This window comes from Bradyrhizobium erythrophlei, assembly GCF_900129505.1.
GTDB classification, from domain to species: Bacteria; Pseudomonadota; Alphaproteobacteria; order Rhizobiales; family Xanthobacteraceae; genus Bradyrhizobium; species Bradyrhizobium erythrophlei_D.
This window is the reverse complement of the sequence record NZ_LT670818.1, coordinates 3,605,189-3,621,062: the sequence shown is the minus strand read 5'-3', so window position 1 is coordinate 3,621,062 and position 15,874 is coordinate 3,605,189. Positions and strand designations below refer to the sequence as shown.

The 15,874-nt window shown below is 64.2% G+C and carries 11 protein-coding genes and 1 pseudogene; 7 read left to right on the top strand and 5 right to left on the bottom strand.

The genetic code is table 11. The features are described from left to right. Positions 1–23: 23 nt before the first annotated feature. Entirely contained in the window at positions 24–971 is a 948-nt protein-coding gene (locus tag B5525_RS16720) for an alpha/beta fold hydrolase (RefSeq protein WP_079566995.1), read from the bottom strand. A 226-nt stretch (positions 972–1,197) separates the two neighbouring features. Here B5525_RS16720 and B5525_RS16715 point away from each other — a divergent pair, with 226 nt between their 5' ends. After that, positions 1,198–1,674: an Hsp20 family protein gene (locus tag B5525_RS16715; protein WP_079566994.1), complete on the top strand. Its 477-nt coding sequence runs from the start codon at positions 1,198–1,200 to the stop codon at positions 1,672–1,674. Between the two features lie 111 nt (positions 1,675–1,785). On the opposite strand, the gene B5525_RS16710 is transcribed toward B5525_RS16715, so the two are convergent. Continuing rightward, positions 1,786–2,493, bottom strand: a complete 708-nt coding sequence (locus B5525_RS16710) for a hypothetical protein (RefSeq protein WP_079566993.1) — start codon at positions 2,491–2,493, stop codon at positions 1,786–1,788. A gap of 459 nt (positions 2,494–2,952) precedes the next feature. On the opposite strand from B5525_RS16710, the gene gltB reads away from it, so the two are divergent. From gltB to B5525_RS16695, 3 genes are all read left to right on the top strand, one after another. Continuing rightward, positions 2,953–7,701, top strand: coding sequence for a glutamate synthase large subunit (gltB, locus tag B5525_RS16705; RefSeq protein WP_079566992.1), 4,749 nt, complete (start codon positions 2,953–2,955; stop codon positions 7,699–7,701). Positions 7,702–7,961: 260 nt separating this feature from the next. Continuing rightward, positions 7,962–9,419 (top strand): glutamate synthase subunit beta, encoded by a 1,458-nt coding sequence (locus B5525_RS16700; RefSeq protein WP_079566991.1) that lies wholly within the window; start codon positions 7,962–7,964, stop codon positions 9,417–9,419. Positions 9,420–9,596: 177 nt separating this feature from the next. Beyond that, positions 9,597–9,956: an endonuclease domain-containing protein gene (locus B5525_RS16695; protein WP_338075308.1), complete on the top strand. Its 360-nt coding sequence runs from the start codon at positions 9,597–9,599 to the stop codon at positions 9,954–9,956. 125 nt (positions 9,957–10,081) lie between these two features. Here the strand turns inward: B5525_RS16695 and B5525_RS16690 are convergent, their stop codons facing one another. Then, complete coding sequence (locus B5525_RS16690; protein WP_079573442.1) at positions 10,082–11,818, bottom strand: outer membrane beta-barrel protein; 1,737 nt, start codon at positions 11,816–11,818, stop codon at positions 10,082–10,084. A 198-nt stretch (positions 11,819–12,016) separates the two neighbouring features. Between B5525_RS16690 and B5525_RS16685 the strand changes: the two genes are divergently transcribed. Beyond that, positions 12,017–13,036, top strand: a complete 1,020-nt coding sequence (locus B5525_RS16685; RefSeq protein ID WP_079566990.1) for a KpsF/GutQ family sugar-phosphate isomerase — start codon at positions 12,017–12,019, stop codon at positions 13,034–13,036. A 51-nt stretch (positions 13,037–13,087) separates the two neighbouring features. Here B5525_RS16685 and B5525_RS16680 read toward each other — a convergent pair whose 3' ends face one another. After that, on the bottom strand, positions 13,088–13,636 hold the full coding sequence (locus tag B5525_RS16680; protein ID WP_079566989.1) for a carboxymuconolactone decarboxylase family protein: 549 nt from the start codon (positions 13,634–13,636) through the stop codon (positions 13,088–13,090). A gap of 93 nt (positions 13,637–13,729) precedes the next feature. Here B5525_RS16680 and B5525_RS16675 point away from each other — a divergent pair, with 93 nt between their 5' ends. Together B5525_RS16675 and B5525_RS16670 are read left to right on the top strand one after the other, a co-directional pair. Beyond that, the gene (locus tag B5525_RS16675) at positions 13,730–14,065 is read left to right on the top strand and encodes a winged helix-turn-helix transcriptional regulator (protein WP_079566988.1); all 336 of its coding nucleotides are present in this window, start codon (positions 13,730–13,732) and stop codon (positions 14,063–14,065) included. 153 nt (positions 14,066–14,218) lie between these two features. After that, positions 14,219–15,365: pseudogene (locus B5525_RS16670) on the top strand (IS4 family transposase). Between the two features lie 47 nt (positions 15,366–15,412). Here B5525_RS16670 and B5525_RS16665 read toward each other — a convergent pair. Next, positions 15,413–15,859 carry an NfeD family protein gene (locus B5525_RS16665; protein WP_079566987.1) on the bottom strand — a complete coding sequence of 149 codons (447 nt, stop codon included), beginning with the start codon at positions 15,857–15,859 and terminating at the stop codon, positions 15,413–15,415. Between the last annotated feature and the right edge of the window lie 15 nt (positions 15,860–15,874).

The window sequence follows — 15,874 nt, the reverse complement described above, 5'->3', positions numbered from 1 at the left end:
GATCAGGCTAGGCGGTTCTCTCGTCACTTGAACAGCGGCGTGCCCGGGACGAAGGCGTCGAAAGCGGCCCAGAACTGGGCGCGGTAGCGGTCCTGTTCCTGCAGGATTTCGTGCTTGGCACCGGCGATCACCAGATGCGAGCCCGCGCGCAAATGATAGGCGAACTCCTCGATCGCAGCCGTCGACACGACGCTGTCGTTGCTGGCGGCCAGCATCAGGATCGGCTGGCGGATCTGCGAGGGGTAATCGGCGGCGCGAAAACCGTGCATCGCCCGGAACGCGGTATCGGCCCAGGCCACCGTCGGCGAGCCGAGCCCCAGCGTGGGGTCTTCCTCGAGGATCGCGGCGTTGCGGGCGAAGCGTACGGGATCGCTGGTCAGGGGATTGTTGACGAAGGATTCAGAGCCGATCAGCATATCGCTGCCGCCGGGAATGTAGCGGCCGCCCTGGCCGGCGAGCCGTAGCGCGCGCAGGAACGCGCGCACCGGAAACGACGTGCGGCGTCCCGGCAGGTCGATCATCGGCGCCGACAGCACCATGCGGTCGAACCAGCGCTTTCCGGCGTGCGCGACCCGCAGCATCACCGCGCCGCCCATCGAATGCGCCAGCGCGAAATGCGGCGGCGGGCAATCCGGCAGCACCACCTGCTGCACGAAGGTCTCGACATCGACTTCGTAGTCGGAGAAATCGCGGACATAGCCCTTGCGCGGATCGCGCAGCCGCCGCGACGAATGGCCCTGCCCGCGCCAGTCGATCATTGCCACGGCGAAGCCGCGGTCGCGCAAATCGCGCACAGTCTCGAAATATTTTTCGATCTGCTCGCTGCGGCCGGTGAAGACGCAGACCGTACCTTTTCGGCCCACCGGCGGCGCCCAGCGCGCGAAGCGCAGTTCGGCGCCGTCGGGGGTCTTGATGGTGCCGGCGACGACGTTCTCCGGAACGGGATTGGCGGGAATCGAGACGAGCGTCATGGGCTTTTGACCGGCTAGGTAAAAGGCGCTGGAAATCAAGGGCGGGAGCGCGAAAAAAGCGGCAAATCCCCGCTTCTTGAACGCCGTCTGACCCCTCCCATATCACCTTCGTGCAGGCCGCTACCAGTGTTTCGGAACAACCGGATCACCGAGGCTGCACATCGCGAAAAGCCCGGCCCGATTGGCGGGCGGGTTAACCCAGCAGTCGCTCAATGGAGGACTAACCATGCGTACTTATGATCTCACCCCGTTCTATCGTTCCACCGTCGGCTTCGACCGGCTGTTTTCGCTGCTTGATCGCGCCACGCCCGACGGCGGCACCGGCTATCCGCCCTACAATATCGAGCGCACCGGCGACAACAGCTACCGCGTCACGGTCGCGGTTTCCGGCTTCGCGCAGAACGAACTCTCGATCGTCGCTAAGGAGAATACGCTGACGATCAAGGGCGAAAAGACCGCCAAAGTGAACGGCCAGGACAAGGCCGAGGTGCTGTATCGCGGCATCGCCGCGCGCGCCTTCGAACGCGCCTTCCAACTCGCCGACTTCGTGGTGGTGAAGAACGCCTCGCTCGAGAACGGCCTGCTCCACGTCGATCTCGTCCGCGAGATTCCCGAGGCCAAGAAGCCCCGCAGCATTCCGATCACCACCACCGCGCCAGCGCCGCAGGTGGTCGACGGTTCGGCCGAGAAGGCCGCCGCGTAACCCGGTATTCGCTGCAAACCCCGAATGCGAAAACGCCCCGGGAAACCGGGGCGTTTTTTGTGTTGCTTCATCCCTCCCCGTTGGGGCCGCGAGGGGGAGGGATTAAGAGTTTCAATCCAGCCCCTGCGCCTTCGGCATCTCCTGCGTCGGCAGGATCGGTGGGGCTGCGGGTTTTGCGGCGACGGCGGCTGGGGCCGCGGCTGGCGCGGCCGTTGGCGTATCCACCGGTTTCGCCTGCACCGCCGCTTGCTGCGGCGCTGGTTCGGCGGCCAGAGGCTTCACGTCGCCGTGCGGCGGCGTGCCTCTCGGCAGCGGCACCGCCGGGGGAGTGCGGCTGGCAAGATGCGGGATCGAGGCTGGCGGCCGCGGCCCGCCCCGGATCGGGCTGACCGGCGGCGGCCCGGGCAGGCCATAGGCTGCCGGCATATCCTCACGTGGGTTGTCGCCCATCCGGTAGTAGGCAGGTATGAAGCGGAGGATGCGTCCGGTGCGGCCGTCGATCACCAGCCGCCCATCGTCACCGCGGCGATCGATCACCGCGATTGTGTAGATGAAGCCGCGCTGCTGCAGCGCGCCGAGCGGGGAAAATCCGTTCTCGCGCACGACCAAATAGACCTCCTGCGGCGGCAGCAGGGCCGGCCCGTAGCCGTAACGTGGCACCGGTGCGTCCGGCGGCATCGCCGCATACGGCCCCTCGAAGTCGGAGACGGCGGCGTAACCCGGCCGACCGATATGATTGGGCACCAAAACCTGCGCATTGGCGGCCGCGGCGGTAACAACCAGCCCGGCCGACACGACCCATCCGGTGAACAGCTTCATCGATCGCTCCTGCAAATGCGTGTCGCCCGGAGCTTTTCGCTCCTTTTCCCACCCGCTAAACTCAGCGCCGAATTCGGCGGAGCTTTGGCCGGATCGCGGCGCGTTTGCCTCAAATCCGGGGCACGCGGCCCGCCATGCCGTAACCGCCGGCGCGTCATGCAACCGGCGACTTTCAAGCGCTTGTGTGATAGAAAAAAGTTTGGCATGGTCGGAGTTAGGACAGCAACGCTGTCTCAATTGCGGAGCAAACCCGGCACGGGGATTGCAACGAAAGTTCGGCGCTTCGGCCGCCGAGAAGGTGCAGGCAAGGCCGTTCGTCGGGGACGCTGAACGCCCAGGCCTGAATTTATGAAATTGCGGCTCGCGGAGGACGAGCGGTGGCCCGGTGGGTGCCGCAGAACGCCCAAGGTGCGCCGACGACAGGCGGTGAGGCCCTTAGCCTTATTGAGAGGATTTGAGATGAGCGGGTCGGAATTCGAGCGCGAAATCATCAACGCAGATGCGCTGTCGGCGACCCCGGATTCGAAACCGGAAGCGCAAGCGCTTGAAAATCCCGCGCGCGAGCACGACTGGCGCCCGCCGGCCGTGGGCATGTACGATCCCGCGCTGGAGAAGGATTCCTGCGGCGTCGGCTTCATCGCCAACATCAAGGGCAAGAAGTCGCATCAGATCGTCTCCGACGCGCTCAACATTCTCTGCAACCTCGAGCACCGCGGCGCGGTCGGCGCCGATCCGCGCGCCGGTGACGGCGCCGGCATCCTGGTGCAGATTCCGCACGACTTCTTCGTTCGCAAGGCGACCGAGATCGGCTTCCAGCTGCCGAAGCAAGGCGACTATGCCGTCGGCGCGCTGTTCATGCCGAAGGAAGCGGCGTGGCGCAAAGTCATCAAGAGCATCATCGCCGACCAGATCAAGGCCGAAGGCCTGATGCTGCTCGGCTGGCGCGACGTGCCGACCGACAACTCCTCGCTCGGCGAAACCGTCAAGCCGACCGAGCCCGCGCACATGCAGGTGTTCATCGGCCGCAACGGCGCGGCCAAGACCGAGGACGAATTCGAGCGCAAGCTCTACATCCTGCGCAAGTCGATCTCGCAGGCGATCTATCAGCGCCGCGACCGCGGGCTGGCCGGCTATTACCCGGTGTCGATGTCGTGCCGCACGGTGGTGTACAAGGGCATGTTCCTCGCCGACCAGCTCGGCAAATACTATCCCGACCTGAGCGAGCCCGATTTCGAGAGCGCGCTGGCGCTGGTCCATCAGCGGTTCTCGACCAACACCTTCCCGACCTGGTCGCTGGCGCATCCGTACCGGATGATCGCCCATAATGGCGAGATCAACACGTTGCGCGGCAACACCAACTGGATGGCGGCGCGCCAGGCCTCGGTGCATTCGGAACTCTACGGCAAGGACATCTCCAGGCTGTGGCCGATCTCCTATGAAGGACAAAGCGACACTGCCTGCTTCGACAACGCGCTCGAATTCCTGGTGCAGGGCGGCTACTCGCTGCCGCACGCCGTGATGATGATGATTCCGGAAGCCTGGGCCGGCAATCCCCTGATGGATGAGGAGCGCCGCTCGTTCTACGAATATCACGCAGCCCTGATGGAGCCGTGGGACGGTCCCGCCGCGATCGCCTTCACCGACGGCCGCCAGATCGGCGCCACGCTGGACCGCAACGGCCTGCGTCCGGCGCGCTACCTCGTGACGTCGGACGACCGCATCGTCATGGCCTCGGAAATGGGCGTGCTGAAGATCCCGGAGGAGCACATCGTCACCAAGTGGCGGCTGCAGCCCGGCAAGATGCTGCTGGTCGACCTCGAACAGGGCCGCCTCATTCCCGACGACGAGATCAAGGCGCAGCTCGCCAAGAGCCACCCCTATCGCGCGTGGCTCGACCGCACCCAGATCGTGCTGGAAGAACTCCCGGACGCACCGACCAAGGGCATGCGCTCCAACCTGCCGCTGCTCGATCGGCAGCAGGCGTTCGGCTACAGCCAGGAAGACATCAATATCCTGATGACGCCGATGGCATCGACCGGCGAAGAGGCCAACGGCTCGATGGGCAACGACACGCCGATCTCGGCGCTGTCGGACAAGCCGAAGCCGCTGTTCACCTACTTCAAGCAGAATTTCGCGCAGGTCACCAACCCGCCGATCGATCCGATCCGCGAGGAGCTGGTGATGAGCCTGGTCTCGATCATCGGGCCGCGGCCGAACCTGTTCGACCTGCAGGGCGTGGCGGGCAACAAGCGCCTCGAAGTGCGCCAGCCGATCCTGACCGACGCCGATCTGGAAAAGATCCGGTCGATTTCCGATATCGCCGATAGCCAGTTCATGTCGCGCACGCTCGACACCACCTTCCATGCCGGCCTGGGTGCTGCGGGGCTCGAGCAGGTGCTCGACGAATTGTGTGCGCGCGCCGAAGCCGCGGTGCGCGAAGGCGTCAACATCATCATCCTATCCGACCGCATGGCGGGCTCGGACCGGATTCCGATACCCTCGCTGCTCGCCTGCGCCGCCGTGCACCATCATCTGATCCGCACCGGCCTGCGCACCTCGGTCGGCCTTGTGGTCGAATCCGGCGAGCCGCGCGAGGTCCACCACTTCGCCTGCCTCGCCGGCTACGGTGCCGAAGCGATCAACCCCTATCTCGCCTTCGAGACCATCGTCGCGATGAAGGACCGGCTGCCGGCGGCGCTGGACGATTACGAGATCGTCAAGCGCTACATCAAGTCGATCGGCAAGGGCCTGCTGAAGGTGATGTCGAAGATGGGCATCTCGACCTATCAATCCTATTGCGGCGCGCAGATCTTCGACGCCGTCGGATTGAAGGCGGATTTCGTCTCGAAATATTTCGTCGGCACTCACACCCGGATCGAGGGCGTCGGCTTGGCCGAAATCGCCGAGGAGACCGCGCGCCGCCATTCCGACGCGTTCGGCGACGCCCCGGTCTACAAGACCGCGCTCGATGTCGGCGGCGAATACGCCTACCGCACCCGCGGCGAGGACCACGCCTGGACCGCCGAGTCCGTCTCGACGCTGCAGCATGCCGTGCGCGGCAATTCGCTGGAGCGCTACAACGCGTTCGCAAAAATCCTCAACGAGCAGTCCGAGCGGCTGTTGACGTTGCGCGGCCTGTTCAAGCTCAAGAGCGCCGAGGATGAGAAGCGCAAGCCTGTCGCCCTCGACCAGGTCGAGCCGGCCAAGGACATCGTCAGGCGCTTCGCCACCGGCGCGATGTCGTTCGGCTCGATCTCGCGCGAGGCGCATACCACGCTCGCGATCGCGATGAACCGGATCGGCGGCAAGTCCAACACCGGCGAGGGCGGCGAGGAGAGCGATCGCTTCAAGCCGTTGCCGAACGGCGATTCCATGCGTTCGGCGATCAAGCAGGTCGCCTCGGGCCGGTTCGGCGTCACCACGGAATATCTCGTCAATTCCGACATGATGCAGATCAAGATGGCGCAGGGCGCAAAGCCCGGCGAAGGCGGTCAATTGCCCGGCCACAAGGTTGACGCCACCATCGCCAAGGTGAGGCATTCGACGCCCGGCGTCGGCCTGATCTCGCCACCGCCGCATCACGACATCTATTCGATCGAGGATCTGGCGCAGCTGATCTACGATCTGAAAAACGTCAACCCCGATGGACTGGTGTCCGTAAAACTCGTCTCCGAAATCGGCGTCGGCACGGTCGCTGCTGGCGTTGCCAAGGCGCGCGCCGACCATGTCACCATCGCCGGCTTCGAGGGCGGCACCGGCGCCTCGCCCCTCACCTCGATCAAGCATGCCGGCTCGCCGTGGGAAATCGGGCTTGCCGAAACCCACCAGACGCTGGTGCGCGAGCGGCTGCGCAGCCGCATCGTGGTGCAGGTCGACGGCGGCTTCCGCACTGGACGCGACGTCGTGATCGGCGCGCTGCTCGGCGCCGATGAGTTCGGTTTTGCCACCGCGCCGCTGATCGCGGCGGGCTGCATCATGATGCGCAAATGCCATCTCAACACCTGCCCCGTGGGCGTTGCGACGCAGGACCCGGTGCTGCGCAAGCGCTTCACCGGCCAGCCCGAGCACGTCATCAACTACTTCTTCTTCGTTGCCGAGGAAGTGCGCGAGATCATGGCTTCGCTCGGCTACCGCACCTTCAACGAGATGGTGGGCCAGACCCAGATGCTCGACCAGTCGACGCTGGTGGCGCACTGGAAGGCCAAGGGGCTCGATTTCTCGAAGCTGTTCGTGCGCCAGAAGGAAGAGAAGGGCCAGAAGATCTATCGCGCCGAGGCGCAGAACCACCATCTGGAGGCCGTGCTCGACCGCCGGCTGATCGAGAAGGCGCAAGCCGCCCTCGACCGCGGCGCGCCGGTCAAGTTCGAGATGGAGATCAACAACACCGACCGCAGCGCCGGCGCGATGCTGTCCGGCAAGGTGGCGAAGATCTACGGCCATGCCGGGCTGCCGCACGACACGATAAGTGTGAACTTCAAGGGCACCTCGGGCCAGGCCTTCGGCGCCTGGCTGACGCACGGCATCACCTTCGAACTCGAAGGCGAAGGCAATGACTATGTCGGCAAGGGCCTGTCCGGCGGCCGCATCATCATCAAGCCGCCGCGCAACTCCGCCATCGTGCCGGAAGAATCCATCATCGTCGGCAACACCGTGATGTACGGCGCGATCGAGGGCGAATGCTATTTCCGCGGCATCGCCGGCGAGCGCTTCGCGGTGCGCAACTCCGGTGCGGTCGCGGTCGTCGAGGGCGCCGGCGACCATTGCTGCGAATACATGACCGGCGGCATCGTGGTGGTACTCGGCAAGACCGGGCGTAATTTCGCGGCCGGCATGTCCGGCGGCGTCGCCTATGTGCTGGACCAGAGCGGCGATTTCCCGAAGCTCTGCAACATGGCGATGGTCGAACTCGAGCCGGTGCTGTCGGAAGAGATGATCAACGAGAACGCCTATCACTCCACGGGCGATCTCGAAGCCCATGGCCGGGTCGACGTGTTCGCCAACTTGCTGGAGTCCGACATCGAGCGGCTGCACATCCTGATCTCCCGCCACGCCAAGCTGACGGGATCGGCACGGGCGGCCGATATTCTCGCCAACTGGAAGAAGTATTTGCCGAAATTCCGCAAGGTGATCCCGGTGGAGTACCGCCGCGCGCTGAAGGAATTGAAGGTCAACGCCGACGCCGAGCCGAAGATCGCGATCGGGGCGTAGAACGACAGGGGATCCAAAATCGTCATTGCGAGCGCAGCGAAACAATCCATGGACTTGATGCTGCAGCCAATGGATTGCTTCGTCGCTTCGCTCCTCGCAATGACGGGATGGATTCGAGAGTAACAGGTCATCCTTCGAGGCGTGCAAGAGCGCGCACCTCGGGACGACGGAGGAGAGAAGCGTCATCCTGCGGTGCGAGCCGAAGGCGAGCCTCGAAGGATGACAGACCGGATGATACTGCGGGGGCGTAAGGTTCTTTAATGGGAAAGATTACGGGTTTTCTGGAGATCGAGCGGCACGACCGCAAATACGCGCCGGCCGCCGAGCGCGTGAAGCATTATCGCGAGTTCGTCATTCCCCTGAACGAGAAGGATACCCGCGATCAGGCCGCGCGCTGCATGAACTGCGGCATTCCCTATTGCCACGGCACCGGCTCGGTCGCGCCTGGTACGCCGGGCTGCCCGGTCAACAACCAGATTCCGGATTTCAACGATCTGGTCTACCAGGGCGACTGGGAAGAAGCCTCGCGCAACCTGCACTCGACCAACAATTTCCCGGAATTCACCGGGCGCATCTGCCCGGCGCCGTGCGAAGCCTCCTGCACGCTCAACATCGACAACAATCCGGTCACCATCAAGACCATCGAATGCGCCATCGTCGACCGCGCCTGGGACAATGGCTGGCTCGAGCCGGAAATCGCGGCGAACAAGACCGGCAAGAAGGTCGCGGTCGTCGGCTCCGGACCGGCGGGGCTCGCCTGCGCGCAGCAGCTCGCGCGCGCAGGCCATGACGTGCATGTGTTCGAGAGATACGCCAAGGCCGGCGGCCTTTTGCGCTACGGCATTCCCGATTTCAAGATGGAGAAGCACGTCATCGACCGCCGCATCGCGCAGATGGAGGGTGAAGGCGTGACGTTCCATTACGGCTCTCCGGTCGGCGGCGCGTCGGCGGGCGCGCTCGACCCGCGCGAGATGCTCAACGAGTATGACGCGCTGGCGCTGACCGGCGGCGCGGAAGCCCCGCGCGATTTGCCGATCCCCGGCCGCGACCTCGCGGGCATTCATTTCGCGATGGATTTCCTGCCGCAGCAGAACCGCCGCGTCGGCAACGAGCCGCTCGGCGGCGTGCCGGAAATCCTCGCCGGCGGCAAGCATGTCGTGGTGATCGGCGGCGGCGACACCGGCTCCGACTGTATCGGCACCTCGTTCCGGCAGGGCGCCAAGTCGGTAACGCAGCTCGAAATCATGCCGGCCCCGCCCGAGCACGAGAACAAGGGCCTGACCTGGCCGAACTGGCCGCTGAAGATGCGCACCTCGTCGAGCCAGGCCGAAGGTGCCAAGCGCGACTACGCCGTGCTGACGCAGAGCTTCTCAGGGACTGACGGCAAGGTGGCAAAGCTGCATTGCGTTCATGTCGACGACAAGTTCAAGCCGGTCCCGGGCAGCGAATTCGAACTCGACGCGCAGCTCGTGCTGCTCGCTATGGGATTCGTCCATCCGGTGCATGAGGGCCTCTTGAAGACGCTCGGCATCGATCTCGACCAGCGCGGCAATGTCCGCGCCAACACGACCGACTACCAGACCTCGCGCCCCAACGTGTTCTCCGCCGGCGACATGCGCCGCGGCCAGTCGCTGGTGGTCTGGGCCATCCGCGAGGGCCGGCTGTGCGCGCGCTCGATCGACCAGTTTTTGATGGGGACAACGAACCTGCCGCGGTGAGGTTCTTCATCCCTCCCCCTTGTGGGGAGGGTGGCGCATCGTGAGCGCAGCGAACGATGTGACGGGTGGGGGGCTGCCTCAGCTAGCGAGATGTCAGCGCACAACCGTGCGCTACCCCTACTCGTCGTGCCGCTTGCCGGGAATATAGTCGCGTAGAAAACTGTGCTGCCGATCGTGGTGACTGCCTTGGCAAACGAAAACGCTCGCACACTTCGCAAGAGTCTCACCCCGCAGGAAGTCAAACTGTGGGTGAAGCTCCGCGAACTGAAACCCCTTGGTTTTCATTTCCGGAGACAAGCGCCGATCGGGCGTTACATCGTCGACTTCGTTTCGTTCCGATCCCAACTCATTATTGAGGCTGACGGCGGTCAGCACGGCATGCCCGAGGGCGATCGATCAGATCAGGTTCGCGACGCCTTCTTGCAATCGCAAGGCTTCAGCGTTCTGCGATTCTGGAATTCGGATATCGATGCCAATCTCGCCGGGGTCATGGAAAGCATCCTTGGCGCGCTGAACCAATCCCCGCCCGCAGGCTAACATGTGTGCGACGCATGCTGCGTTAGCGCACGCAGGTACTCGTACATTCACTTCGCTGACGCAGCCCCCCACCCGACCGGCCTACGGCCGGCCACCCTCCCCACGAGGGGGAGGGATGAAGAAAATCAATTCTGCAGCCTCACGCCCAGCATCACCACCGTCGAGGCCGAACTCGACAGCGGAGCGTTGGAGTCGAGGATGTCGCGGCGGAGCGTGCCCTTGAGCCAGAGGTTGCGGGTCATCTTGTAAACGAGGTCGCCCTCGATCGAGTAGGTTTTGTCGCTGCGGCCGTCGCCCTGATAGTCGTAGGTGCCGTAGGTGAACTTGCCGATCGCGGTCAGCCAGCGGCGGAAGTCGTGGTCGACCTCGAAGGTGTAGGTGTGCGTCAGCACGCCGGAGACGCCGGGCACGGTGGTCTCGTCGATCGAGGTGGTCGAATAGAATCGCGCTGTCGTCAAAGGCGTCGCGCTCCAGGTCAGCGACGACCCAACCAGCAGGCCCTGCAGACGATTGAGCCGCGGATCGACATAATTGCGCGCGGCATAGCCGAGCGAGATTTCGCCGGTCAGAAGCCGGGTGAATTCGAGGGAGGTGCCGGCCCTGACATAGCCGCCGGAGGAATCGCGTTGATAGCCGTTGCGATCAAACTGCAAATCGTGCACGCGGCTGTCGCCCTCGATCTCGCCGAACGGTTTTACCCCGGGCAACAGATCGTAGCTGACGCGCCCCACCCCGCCATACTCGTTGAAATTGCGGTCGTCATTGGTGGTCACCTCGCCGTCGGTGAGCTTTGAATTGGCATAGACGGTGCGGTCGATGGTGCCGCCGGCGGCGACATCGAGCCGATTGAAACTCTGGTCGATGCCGAAGGTGCCGCCCAGCGTCGTATAGATCGGATATTTCGCGAGGCCCGCCTGGATGTTGGGGCTGCCGGGATTGTCGGTAGAGACGCGCAGCCGCACTTCCCCCATCAGGCGAGTGTCCCGGCTGACGTCGAGGCGGCCGTCGATATGGCCGGTGAAATCCGGCCGGTCGAGATCGGTCGGCGCCGAGGAGATGGTGCCGTCGGTCGGCGGCGGGAAGGTGTTGCCATAGCCGGTGAATGAGCCCCTGAGATCCGCGACAAGCGCGTGGCGCTCCCAGTTGGAGACGGCGAGAAATTCCGGCGCCACGACATAGAGCGGCGATCCCTTGGGCACGAAGGTGCGGCCGGGATTGGTGTCGTAGCCGCCGGAAAACTCGACCGCCGACTTGATCAGAAAACTGCCGGCGTAGTCGCCGACCACGCCGAACGGATCGTCGTCGACTTTCAGCCGCGTGCGCGCGGGCTGGCCCGCCACCGTGCCGGCCATCGCGGGCGGGATTGGCGTCTTGTTCGCGGTCTCCGACGGCGGGATCGACAGCCGGATCCTGCCGTTGGTGATCGGCAGTGCGCTCGACGCCGCCGGCGCCGGGCTGCCGGGGCCGGCAGCGGGTTTCGGCTTGGGCTGGCCGGGATAGAGGGCCGGCTTCTTGCGCGTGCGATTGAGCGAATCGAATCCGGTCGCGGAGGCACCATTGGCGGCTGGCAGGCCATAGGTCGGAACCTGGCCGATCCGCGACGGCGCGGGCTTGTCCTTGTCGCGCAGTCCCGCATCGGGATTAGCGGGATCGCCAGTGCTGTCACCGGTCTTGTCGGCGACCCGGCGCAGCGGCGAATCCTGCGGCCGGACAAAGCCGTCGCGCTCCGGGCGGAACAGGTCCGAGGTGACCGTCTGGGCCTGCGCCGGAGGCGCGTCCAGAGCGATCAGCGCAAGGCATGGCAAAAGCGCGCGCAAAAGCGTTGCTCGCCTGCGGCGGCCCCTTGCTGGACCCGATATCACGATGAAAAATACCCCAGCGAAATCATACGCTTCCCGACACGGTTCCACGCCTGTGCGGAAAACGTCGTTAATGGAGTTAAAACAATTATGGTTAATGAGCCGTTGAGAGCTGCCCTCGCGCGTCGCATCGCGGAATCGGCTGTGCTAAGGAGAGGCCCGCGGCGAACATCACCTTCCCCGCCCCCTTCGGAACCCGACATGGCTCATTCGAAACCGCTGATGGCACAATCATCCGGGACAGACGCGAACGCCGCCGTTCAATCGGCCCTGCGCACGCTCGATGCCGGGGTCAGTGGCGTCAGCGCCATCGCTGCCGCCCTGCAGGGCCCGCTCGGGCCGGCCTTTGCCGCCGCCGTCGACCTCATTCGCAAGGCCAAGGGCCGCGTCATCGTCACCGGGCTCGGCAAGTCGGGCCATGTGGCGCGCAAGATCGCGGCGACGCTGGCCTCCACCGGCACCCCCGCCTTTTTCGTCCACGCCGCCGAGGCCAGCCATGGCGATCTCGGCATGATCACCCAGGACGACGTCATCATCGCGCTGTCGTGGTCCGGCGAGCAGCCGGAAATGAAAAACCTCGTCAATTATTCCAGACGCTTTGCCATTCCGATGATCGCCGTGACGTCGAATGCGGCCTCTCCGCTCGGCGAAGCCGCGCAGATCGTGCTGGAACTGCCGAAGGCGCGCGAAGCCTGCCCGCACAATCTGGCGCCGACCACCTCGTCGCTGATGCAGGCCGCGATCGGCGACGCGCTCGCGATCGCGCTGCTCGAAGGCCGCGGCTTCACCGCGCTGGAGTTCGCCAATTTCCATCCCGGCGGCAAGCTCGGCGCGATGCTGAAATTCGTCCGCGACATCATGCATACCGGCGAGGCGATCCCTTTGAAACCGCTCGGCACGAAGATGTCGGACGCGCTGGTGGAAATGTCGGCCAAGGGATTCGGCTGCGTCTGTATCGTGGACAATTCCGGCGATATCACCGGCATCATCACCGACGGCGATTTGCGCCGTCACATGCGGCCTGACCTGATGACCGCCCTGGTCGACGAGGTGATGACGAAAAATCCCAAGACCATCGCCCCCGGCATGCTCGCCAGCGAAATCATGCGCGAGAGCGTCGATGCCTCGCGGCCCGCGGTGTCGGTGCTGATCGTCGCCGAAGGCAAAAAGCCGATCGGCATCGTCCACGTCCACGACGTGCTGAAGGCGGGCGTGGCGTAACTCTTTCTTACGTCGTCCCGGCGTTCGCCGGGACAAAGAAGGTTGTAGCCGCTACTTCGCGCTCGTCGGAAACCGCGCCGCCTTTTCCTCCAGCGGAAGGTCGAGCGCGTTCGCTAGATACGACACGGTGCGATAGAAGCCGCAGAGCAGGATGATCTCGAAAATCTGCGCGTCGTCGTAATGCGCCGACAACGCCGTGAATTCGGCGTCGTTCAGCGTGGCGCTGACATGCAGCGCGTCGACCGCGGCGATCAGGCTTTTTTCACCTTCGGACCAGCACGGCGCATCGGCAGCCCCGTGCACGGTGGCGCGGACCTGCGCGTCGGTCAGCTGCGCAAGTCCCGCGAAGGTCGCGACATGGACGCCCCATTCATATTCGCAAGCTGTCAGTGCGCAGGTGCGGTCGATGACGATCTCGCGCTCGCGCAACGAGAGCGGCCCGCGATCCAGCAGGCTGCCGGCACGGAATTTTTCCCAGGCCCGCGGCTGGCCGGCGACGACCCGGAACAGCACCAGCGGCGGCGCGCCGCGCATGATGCGGTCGAACTGGCCCTGGATTGCCGGATCATACGGCGGCTCAAGCGGCGCAATGCGTGACATGGCAGGCTCCCGTGCTACAATAGACGTAGCGACATGCTACATTATATGTAGCGGTCCGCAAGAGCGCCCCTGATGCCGAAACGAGCCTCAGCCATGAAAAAAGCAGGGAAGAAACCAGAGAAAAAACGCGGCGTGCGCGGCTCGAGGACGGGCCGGCCGATCATGGCGCTGCTCGACCTGTTGGGCCGGCGCTGGACCTTGCGGATCCTCTGGGAACTGCGCGACGGGCCGCTGACGTCGCGCGCGCTGCGGACCGCCTGCGATGAAGCTTCCCCCACCGTGCTGCAGGCGCGGCTGTCGGAGCTGCGGGAAGCGGGTTTTGTCGAGCTGCTGCCGGCGGAGGGTTATGGCCTCACGCCGTCGGGCAAGGAGCTGGAGGAAAACTTCCTACCGCTGCACCGCTTTGCGGAACGATGGAGCAAAGGCTAGCAAGCGAGTGTTTGTGGTGATGCCGGCTACTTCTCCCTCGCCCCGCTCTTGCGCAGGGCTGTCCGGGGAATGATTCACTATGTCACGGTGCATGCTCGGTTGGACCGAGGCAAATCGGTCTTTTCTGGTTGTCGAGACACAGAAGGACCGAGCATGCGGTTTCGTGATAGTGAACCGATCAATCGACGGCAGTTCCAGGCGGCTGTGGATAGTCTGGATGGGGACGCCTACGACAAGTCGTTCAAGAGTTGGGATCATTTGGTGGCGCTGATCTACGCGCAGCTGAGCGGTAACGACAGTCTGCGCGGGGTGGTGGCAGGGTTCAACGCCAATCCGCAGCACCACTATCATTTGGGGACCGGGCAGCTGTCCCGCTCGACGTTGTCGGATGCTAATATCCGCCGTCCGGTCGGCATTTTTGCGCAAACCTTTGCGAACCTGACGGCGATGGCAAGCCGGCAGCTGCGCTGTGAAGGCAAGGAGATGGTGCGCCTAATCGACGCCAGCCCGATCCCGCTCGGCAAGGTCTGCTCCTGGGCGAAGTGGAACGGCCGCATCCGCGGCATGAAGCTGCACGTCGTCTATGACCCCCTGGATGATGTCCCGAGTTGTGTGGAGGTGACGCCAGCGAACGTCAATGACGTCGAGATCGGCCGTCAAATCCCAATCCAGGCTGGCACGACCTACGTATTCGACAAGGGATATTGCCGCTTCGACTGGTGGCAGAAGATCAACGACAGCAAGGCTTTCTTCGTCACCCGGACGAAGACGCGGATCCGTTTCAGGGCGGTCAAGCATCGCACCATCCGCAAGCGGAAGGGGGACGGCTTCGAGATCGTCGCCGATGACGAGGTCAAACTCACGAGCAAGGGTGATTCGCGATTACCGATACCGTTGCGCCGCATCAAGGTCAGGCGCGAAAGAGGTGGCGTGATTACGCTTCTCACTAACGATCTGGCTCGCACGGCCGTCGAGATCGCAGCCCTCTACAAGAGCCGTTGGCAAATCGAACTGCTATTCCGCTGGATCAAGCAGCATCTAGATATTCGCAAGTTCCTGGGCAACAACGACAATGCGATCCGCCTGCAAGTTCTCGCTGCGATGATTGCCTACCTGCTGTTGCGCATCGCCGCACGGACAAAACTGCATCGCCATGCTTCCGATTAGGCTGGCTGAACTCGTCAGCCAGCTCCTGTTCACGCGTCGATCAATTGCCACCATCGACAAACCGCCGCCCGTCAACCCCAGTCGCCCCAAACTCAGAAACTCCCCCAACCAGCTGGAGTTCTGCTATGTCTGAGTTTCCCCGGACAGCCCTGCGCTCTTGCGGGGCGAGGTTAAAGCGAGTCACGCCGCCGCCACCGTCAGGCTGGCGCCGTCGGCCTGCACGATTCGGACGCGGCTGCCGGCGGGCGCGTCGGGGCCGGCGACGCGCCAGATCGTATCGTCGATCCGCACCGTGCCGGCGCCGTCGATGATCGGCTTTTCCAGCGTGAATACCCGCCCGACCAGCGCGCCGGCGCGCTTGTTGAGGAACGGATTGCTGGCGCTGACCGCCTTGCCGGAACGCGCGATGCGCCGCCACAGCGGCACCGCGCAGGCGGCAAAGATCGCAAACATCAGGATCTGCGTCTGCCAGGACGGAGTGATCAGGAACGACAACAGCCCGACCAACAGCGCGGCAAGCCCGAGCCAGAACAGAAACACCCCGGGCGCGAGCAACTCCAGCGCCATCAGCACGACGCCGAAGATCAGCCAGTTCCAGGTACCCAGTGTAGAGAACATGTCGGTCATGGGATCAACTTTCCG

Excerpts from the sequence above, each read along its gene's own strand:
- B5525_RS16710 (WP_079566993.1), bottom strand. The coding sequence starts at position 2,493 with ATGAAGCTGTTCACCGGATGGGTCGTGTCGGCCGGGCTGGTTGTTACC.
- B5525_RS16700 (WP_079566991.1), top strand. The coding sequence starts at position 7,962 with ATGGGAAAGATTACGGGTTTTCTGGAGATCGAGCGGCACGACCGCAAA.
- B5525_RS16720 (WP_079566995.1), bottom strand. The coding sequence starts at position 971 with ATGACGCTCGTCTCGATTCCCGCCAATCCCGTTCCGGAGAACGTCGTC.
- B5525_RS16715 (WP_079566994.1), top strand. The coding sequence starts at position 1,198 with ATGCGTACTTATGATCTCACCCCGTTCTATCGTTCCACCGTCGGCTTC.
- gltB (WP_079566992.1), top strand. The coding sequence starts at position 2,953 with ATGAGCGGGTCGGAATTCGAGCGCGAAATCATCAACGCAGATGCGCTG.
- B5525_RS16680 (WP_079566989.1), bottom strand. The coding sequence starts at position 13,636 with ATGTCACGCATTGCGCCGCTTGAGCCGCCGTATGATCCGGCAATCCAG.
- B5525_RS16685 (WP_079566990.1), top strand. The coding sequence starts at position 12,017 with ATGGCTCATTCGAAACCGCTGATGGCACAATCATCCGGGACAGACGCG.
- B5525_RS16665 (WP_079566987.1), bottom strand. The coding sequence starts at position 15,859 with ATGACCGACATGTTCTCTACACTGGGTACCTGGAACTGGCTGATCTTC.
- B5525_RS16675 (WP_079566988.1), top strand. The coding sequence starts at position 13,730 with ATGAAAAAAGCAGGGAAGAAACCAGAGAAAAAACGCGGCGTGCGCGGC.